This window comes from Billgrantia endophytica (genome assembly GCF_002879615.1).
Classification (GTDB): Bacteria; Pseudomonadota; Gammaproteobacteria; order Pseudomonadales; family Halomonadaceae; genus Halomonas; species Halomonas endophytica.
This window is the reverse complement of record NZ_PNRF01000019.1, coordinates 146,972-154,336: the sequence shown is the minus strand read 5'-3', so window position 1 is coordinate 154,336 and position 7,365 is coordinate 146,972. Positions and strand designations below refer to the sequence as shown.

The window sequence follows — 7,365 nt, the reverse complement described above, 5'->3', positions numbered from 1 at the left end:
TCCTGCGCAGGTACGTGACTTCTCTCGTAGCCTGGGGGTACGCGGCAAAACGGACAAGAAGGACAGCGTGGTGTTGGCACGGTATGGCGCAACTCAACAGCCTGAATGCTGGCAGCCAGAGCCTGAGGAAGTGCGCAAGCTCAAGGCGCTGGCGGCGCGACTCGATGCAATGGACAAAGACATTCACCGTGAGCGAAACCGGCGGGAAAAAGCCGAGTTCATCATGGCAACCGATATTCTCCGCTCGATTGATGACATCCTGCTGGCATTGACGCGCGAGCGGGATCGCCTCCAGCAACAGATCGATGATCATCTCGATCAGCACCCTGGCTTAAAGCGGGACCGGGTCTTGTTGCAAACGATCCCGGGGGTTGGTCCCGCCGTGTCACTCAGGTTGTTGGCGATGCTACGTAGCCGCGCGTTCCAGAGCGCTCGGCAGGCTGCTGCTTTTGCGGGACTTGTGCCCGTTAGTTGGGAGTCGGGTAGTTCCGTGCGCATGCGGCCCCGTCTTTCGAAAGCTGGCAACCCGAAGCTGCGCCAGAGCCTGTACATGGCGGCCGTCGTAGGGCTGAGGCGAAACCCAGATATCTCGGCGCTCTACCGGCGGCTGACAGGAAACGGCAAGAGCACAATGGCGGCCTTGGGGGCGGCGATGCGGAAGCTAATCCACATCGCCTATGGCATCCTCAAGACCCAAACCGAATATCGGTCGCAAACCACCTAATGGGTTGTTTGTGACTGGTTAGGAGAGATGGTATCTAGTCTTTGCCATCAGCGGGCCCGTGCTATCAGAGGTTCGAGGAGACAAAATAGATGCGAATCGTCGTTGCTTTGGGCGGGAATGCCCTGCTGCGCAGGGGGGAGCCCATGACGGCAGAGGCTCAGCGTGGCAACATCAGGGCCGCGTGCGAACAGATCGCCAAGATCGCGCCGGGCAATGAACTGGTCATCGCTCACGGCAACGGTCCGCAGGTTGGCCTATTGGCTTTGCAAGGTGCCGCCTATGCCGATGTCAGCGCCTACCCGTTGGATGTGCTCGGTGCCGAGACCGAAGGCATGATCGGCTATATGATCGAGCAGGAACTCGGCAATTTACTGCCTTTCGAAACGCCCTTCGCGACCCTGTTGACTCAGGTCGAGGTGGATGCGGAAGATCCTGCCTTTCAGCACCCGAGCAAGCCGATCGGGCCTGTCTACGGCCGGGAGGAAGCAGAACGTCTTGCCAAGGAGAAAGGGTGGAGTATTGCGCCCGATGGTGACAAGTTCAGGCGCGTAGTGCCCAGTCCTCGCCCCAAGAGAATCTTCGAGATTCGCCCGGTGCAGTGGTTGCTGGACAAGGGCAGTATTGTGATCTGCGCCGGGGGTGGCGGCATCCCTACTGTCTACGATGAACACCGCAAGCTGCACGGCATCGAGGCAGTGATCGACAAGGATCTCTGCTCCGCGCTCCTCGCCGAGCAGTTGGAGGCTGATCTGTTGATAATCGCCACAGACGTCAACGCGGCTTATGTCGATTGGACCGGGCCGAACCGCAAGGCGATCGCCAGGGCCCATCCGGATGCGCTGGAGTGCCTGGAATTCGCTGCCGGTTCCATGGGACCTAAAATAGAGGCGGCCTGCGGCTATGCCAGGCGCACCGGCAAGGAAGCCGTGATCGGCTCGTTGGACGATATCGAAGCGATCGCTCGGGGAACGGCAGGTACGCGTGTTTTCACCGCCACGGCCGGTATCGTCTTTCGGTAGGTTTTGTACCTGGTCCTACAGCCGGTATTCTCCACCCAGGAGGAACGAGCCGCTGTCGGGGTCCATATAAGCTAGCTTCAACTCGCGAGTGTGGGGTTGCCCACCAGCACCATGGTCTTCGCCGAGGCGTCTGCGGCGCCAGTCGAGACGCAAAGTCGAGGCGTCGAACCGGATGCTCCGACAGGATGGGAAAAAGGGCGCTTTGTCGCTGGGTATGGAATTCGGCCCGGCGCGGCCAATGCTACGTCACGGTGCTCCTCGACATGCAGCGCAAGCACGAGCCGGTGATCTTCGCCGTTTCCGGTCATGAGCCGATGGCGAAGGCTCTGGCGACCCTGTGGGGACGCCTGCTCGATCAGGCAAAACCCACATGAAACGTCGAAGAACCGTTTTTAGCGAGTGTTGACTTGGTCATTAGAAGGGGTATATTCCGGCAGCTTTCCGATTTGCCCGCATGAAGGCGTGTTCGCGCTTTTTCTGCCACTCTTTCCGTTTTCATCTGCTGCTGTGAGGCCCGTTCATGTCGCGGCAACTGCTGGCCATGGCCCTGGCCCCCTTGTTGGGGCTGTTCATCCTGGGTATCGGCAACGGTTTCCTGGCTACGCTGATCACCCTGCGCCTGGATGCTGCCGGCGAATCGCCGGTCGTGATCGGCTGGGTATCGTCCGCCTATTTCATCGGCCTGGCACTGGGCGCCATGTTCAACGATCGGCTGCTGCTGCGCATCGGCCATATTCGTGCCTATGGCAGTTTTGCCTCGCTGGTGGCCGTTACCGTACTCCTGCAGGGCCTGTGGCTCGACCCCGTCTCGTGGTTCGGGCTGCGCCTGATTGGTGGCTGGGCCACCGTGGGCGTGTATCTGGTCATCGAGAGCTGGCTGCTCACCTCTGGCGACCAGAAGGTCCGCGGCCGCCTGCTGGCACTCTACATGATCTCGCTGTATGCCGCCGGCGTGCTGGGCCAGTTGCTGCTGGGCGTGACCGATGCCATGGGCGTTACCGCTCCGTTCATGGTGATCGGCATGCTGGCGTCGCTGTCGGTACTGCCCATGGCCATGATTCCGCGGGTGTCGCCGCTGATCGAGCATGCCGAGCCGCTCTCGCCGGTACGCCTGATCACCTTGACGCCTACCGGTGTCATGGGGAGCTTCGGTTCAGGGTTGGCGGTGGCTGCTGTCTACACGCTGCTGCCACTCTATCTGCAGCGCGTCGGCCTGACGGTAAACCAGATCGGTCAGATGATGGCGGTGGTGATCCTGGGGGCCATGCTGTTGCAATACCCCATCGGCCGTTGGTCGGACCGCCACGATCGCCAGATGGTGCTGATCCTGATCGGTGCCTTCTGCACGCTGATATCGGCCGGCATGCTGCTGTTGCCGCTGAACACCTGGATACTGGCGGGTTTGCTGTTCATGCTCGGCGGCGGTGTCTTTGCCCTTTATCCGGTCGCCGTCAGCCACGCCGCCGATCGTGCCCCGGCCGGTGCCCTGGTGCGTATGAGCCAGGGCCTGCTGTTGATCAATGCCATCGGCTCGACTGTCAGTCCCCCCCTTGTCTCGCCGATCATGGCTGCGGTGGGTGATGCCGGCCTGTTCTGGGCCTTCGGTGGGCTCGGCATCGGCCTGGTGGCCTTCTTTGGCTGGCGGCGCAGCGTGCGCCCGGCACCGCTGCCCGTGGCGCCTTTCGCGCCTTCCACACCCATGTCCTCTGCGGGCGCCGAGCTGGTCGTTACCGAAGAGCTGATCCAGGGTGCGACCGAGCATGAGCACATGGAGGATCTTTCCAGCGCGGTACCCGAGGTGGAGGTGGCCAGGCCCATGGTGGGTCCGCCGCCACCGGATGAGCCGCATATCGTCTACTATGACGAAGACGCCATGGAACCCGACGGGCAGACGCTGGCCGAAACATCCGATAACGACCGTCGCTGAGACTCTCTTTATCCAGGGATTGTGTGCCGTGGCCCGGTGGTACTGGGCGTGGCGCTTCTGCTCTGGCGGTCGGTATGCGACATAGGGATAATGGTTAACGAAAAGTAGTGAATCTACTATTTCCGCTATCATTTTTCCCGAGGTATCGTCATGTTTCCCTTTGCTGCCCCCGTCCGTGACCTTCGTTTCGTGCTTGAGGAACTGCTCGAGCATCGCTCGCTGGCCCTGCCAGCCTTCGACGAAACCAGTCCGGACCTGGTCGAAGCCGTGCTGGAGGAAGCCGCCAAGCTGGCGGGCGAGGTATGGGGTCCGCTGAATGCCAGCGGCGACCAGCAGGGCTGCGCCCGTCGCGAAGATGGCGGTGTGACCCTGCCCGACGGCTTCATCGAGGCCTATCAGGCCTATGCCGAAGGTGGCTGGAACGGCATTGGCGTGTCCGAGGCACTGGGTGGCCAGGGCCTGCCCGAGGTGGTGGCAAGCTCGGTGCAGGAGATGCTGCACGGCGCCAACATGGCGCTGGGGCTGTGCCCGATGCTCACCGCCGGGGCCATCGAGGCGCTGGCCCACCATGGTGACGACACGCTGAAAGCAACCTACCTTCCCAAGCTGGTCGAGGGTACATGGACCGGTACCATGAACCTTACCGAACCCCAGGCCGGCTCGGATCTCTCCAAGGTCCGCACCCGTGCCGTCCCTGAAGGCGACCATTATCGGCTGTTCGGTCAGAAGATCTTCATTACATGGGGCGAGCACGACGCCGCCGAGAACATCATCCACCTGGTGCTGGCGCGCAAGCCGGATGCGCCGGAGGGCAACAAGGGCATTTCTCTATTCCTGGTGCCCAAGTTCCTGGTCAAGGATGATGGATCGCCGGGTGAGCGTAATGACGTGGTCTGCGCCTCCATCGAGCACAAGCTCGGTATTCATGGCTCGCCCACCTGCACCCTGAGCTTCGGTGAGGGCGACGGCGCCATCGGCTATCTGATCGGCCAGGAGGGGCGTGGGCTCAGTCACATGTTCACCATGATGAACGAGGCTCGTCACAAGGTAGGCGTACAGGGTATCGGCGTGGCCGAGCGCGCCTGCCAGCACGCCTTCGCCTACGCCCTCGACCGGGTGCAGGGCAAAAGCGCCAGGACACGCGGCGAGTGCGCCATCAGCGATCATCTGGACGTGCGCCGCATGCTGCTCTCGATGCGTGCCCGTACCGATTCCCTGCGTGCCCTGGCGCTCTACTGCGCCGCCGAGCTCGACGTGGCCCGCCATGGGGGTGACGAATCCGAGCGCCAGGCCGCCCAGGCCCGTGTCGACGTGCTGATCCCCGTGGTCAAGAGCTTCTCCACCGACCAGGCTGTGGATATCGCCTCCATGGGTGTACAGGTACATGGTGGCATGGGCTTCATAGAGGAGACCGGTGCCGCTCAGTTGCTGCGCGACGCCCGCATCGCACCCATCTATGAAGGTACGAACGGCATCCAGGCCCTCGATCTTGCCGGACGCAAGCTGCAGCGTGATGGCGGGGCGGCGCTCAACGATCTGATCGACCGGGTCGAAGCCACCGCCGAGGCGCTGGGCGGTAACGGCGAACTGACTGCCTTGGGCGAGAGCCTTGCGGCGGGTGCCACGGACCTGCGCGCAGCCATGGCCGTGGTGCTCGAGCAGGGTAGCGATGCCGAACGCGGCGCAGACGCCATTCAGGCTTACGCCACGCCTTTCCTCAACCTGGCCGGTCATGTGCTGTGTGCCTGGCAGATGGGGCAGTCAGCCCTCAAGGCCAGCGCTGCACAGGCGGCCGGCAACTCGGAGCCGTTTTACCAGGCCAAGCTGGCCAGTGCCGACTATGCCCTGCGCCAGTGGCTGCCGATGGGCCGTGCCAATCGCACGGTGATCGAGGCCGGCATGTCGAGCCTGGTTGCCTTCGAGGCCACCTCGCCGTAGCCGTGCTCGAGACGGCGCCGATAGGGAGAGGGGGCTGGCAGCGGGCAACGGCCAGAATATTTGCCGGGCAGAACGATAACGACATTGCAATTGGAGAGATGTAAATGGATTCATCGATTTTCGAACAGGACCTGCCAAAGACGCAGGCCAACCATGTGGCGCTATCGCCGTTGACCTTCATTGAACGCAGTGCGTCCATCTATCCCGATTACCCGGCGGTCGTCCACGGTGATGTCCGGCGGAACTGGGCCGAGACCTGGGAGCGCTGTCGACGCCTCGCCTCGGCGCTTGAGAAGCGAGGCGTCAAGCCCGGCGAGACCGTGGCTGCCATGCTGCCCAATGTACCGGCCATGTTCGAGGCCCACTTCGGCGTACCCCTTGCCGGCTGCGTGCTCAATACGCTGAACATCCGGCTGGATGTCGATGCCATCGCCTACATGCTCGAGCATGGAGAAGCTCAGGCGGTGCTGGTCGACCCCGAGTTTGCCGAGGTGATCGAGGAGGCCGTCTCACGCCTGGCGATCAAGCCACTGGTGATCGACGTGGCCGACAGCCTCTACGAGGGCGATGCCCGCCGTATCGGCGAGCTGGAGTACGAAGCGCTGCTGGCCGAGGGCGATCCGGATTACGCCTACCGGCTGCCCGAGAACGAATGGCAGGCGATATCGCTCAACTACACTTCCGGCACCACCGGCAAGCCCAAGGGGGTGGTCTATCACCATCGCGGTGCCTACCTCAATGCGGTCAGCAACATCCTCGAATGGGCCATGCCGCATCACCCGATCTACCTGTGGACGCTGCCGATGTTCCATTGCAATGGCTGGTGCTTCCCCTGGACCATCGCCGCCAATGCCGGCGTGAGTGTCTGCCTGCGCCGGGTGGACCCGAAAAAGATCATGAATCTGATCGCCGACGAGAAGGTGACCCATTTCAGTGGCGCGCCCATCGTGCTCAACGGTCTGGTCAACCTGCCCGGAGAGGACAAGCGCGACTTCGACCATCCGGTGAAGGTCACCACCGCTGGCGCGGCACCTCCCGCTTCGGTGATCTCCGGGGTCGAGAAGATGGGCATCGATGTTACCCACGTTTACGGGCTTACCGAGGTCTATGGCCCGGTAACCGTTTGCGCCTGGCGCGAAGGCTGGAATGAATTGCCGATGGAGGAACGGGCAACGCTCAAATCGCGCCAGGGCGTGCGCTATCACATGCTCGAAGCGCTCTGCATCGCCGATCCCAATACCCTGGAGCCGGTACCCAAGGATGGCCAGACCGTCGGCGAGATCCTGATGCGTGGCAACAATGTGATGAAAGGCTATCTCAAGAACGAGGCGGCTACCGAACAGGCGCTGGAGGGCGGCTGGTACCATACCGGGGACCTGGCGGTATGGCACGCGGACGGCTACATCGAGATCAAGGACCGCTCCAAGGACATCATCATCTCCGGTGGCGAGAACATCTCGACCATCGAAGTGGAAAACGCCATCTATTCTCATCCGGCGGTCGAGGAAGCGGCGGTAGTGGCCAAGCCCGACGAGAAGTGGGGTGAGACCCCCTGCGCCTTCGTCAAGCTCAAGATCGGCTACGGTGAGGTCACCGAAGCGGACATCATCGAGCACTGCCGCGAGCATCTGGCCCGTTTCAAGGCGCCCAAGACGGTGATTTTCAGCGAATTGCCCAAGACCTCCACGGGCAAGATCCAGAAATTCGTCCTGCGTGAAGAAGCGCGCAAGTCGTAATGCCTAACAGGAGAGTGACGA

At 62.3% G+C, this 7,365-nt stretch carries 5 protein-coding genes; all 5 read left to right on the top strand.

What is annotated here, in order from left to right; all coding sequences use genetic code 11:
* Positions 1 to 724, top strand: a 724-nt coding sequence (locus C1H69_RS10080) for a transposase (protein ID WP_102651734.1), incomplete at its 5' end; no start/stop codon positions are given.
* 89 nt (positions 725 to 813) lie between these two features.
* Positions 814 to 1,743 (top strand): carbamate kinase, encoded by a 930-nt coding sequence (arcC, locus tag C1H69_RS10075; RefSeq protein WP_102653271.1) that lies wholly within the window; start codon positions 814 to 816, stop codon positions 1,741 to 1,743.
* Positions 1,744 to 2,263: 520 nt separating this feature from the next.
* Positions 2,264 to 3,670 (top strand): MFS transporter, encoded by a 1,407-nt coding sequence (locus tag C1H69_RS10070; protein ID WP_102653270.1) that lies wholly within the window; start codon positions 2,264 to 2,266, stop codon positions 3,668 to 3,670.
* Between the two features lie 150 nt (positions 3,671 to 3,820).
* Positions 3,821 to 5,608 (top strand): acyl-CoA dehydrogenase, encoded by a 1,788-nt coding sequence (locus C1H69_RS10065; RefSeq protein ID WP_102653269.1) that lies wholly within the window; start codon positions 3,821 to 3,823, stop codon positions 5,606 to 5,608.
* A 104-nt stretch (positions 5,609 to 5,712) separates the two neighbouring features.
* Complete coding sequence (locus tag C1H69_RS10060; protein ID WP_102653268.1) at positions 5,713 to 7,344, top strand: acyl-CoA synthetase; 1,632 nt, start codon at positions 5,713 to 5,715, stop codon at positions 7,342 to 7,344.
* The last annotated feature ends 21 nt before the right edge of the window (positions 7,345 to 7,365 follow it).